The following is a 257-nucleotide window of genomic DNA, read 5'->3' on the forward strand; positions in this document are numbered from 1 at the left end:
TCGTCTCGGGGCCGTTGTGGTGCATGTACACCTGGCTCTCGAGGTGCTGGCCGTCGTCGGCGTACGAGAGGCCGTACATCTGGCCCTCCGCGCCCTGACCGGTCAGGTCGAGGTTCGGGTTGACGCGCACGACGCCGCCGCCGAAGCTCACGACGAAGTGCGTGAGCTTGGCGTCGCGGCCGACCGTCGCCTGGTGGGCCGAGGCGTGGACGGCCTCGTCGTCCCACTTCTGCAGCGCGATGACCGTGAGGTCGGCG

General features: G+C 70.0%; 1 protein-coding gene. It reads right to left on the minus strand.

Annotated features, from left to right (window positions below; genetic code table 11):
- Nucleotides 1–257: SufD family Fe-S cluster assembly protein (locus SB754_RS21345; RefSeq protein ID WP_410784337.1), on the minus strand; the 257-nt coding region annotated here is incomplete at both ends.

The organism is Leifsonia sp. SIMBA_070, assembly GCF_046534635.1.
In the GTDB taxonomy this organism is placed as follows: domain Bacteria; phylum Actinomycetota; class Actinomycetes; order Actinomycetales; family Microbacteriaceae; genus Leifsonia.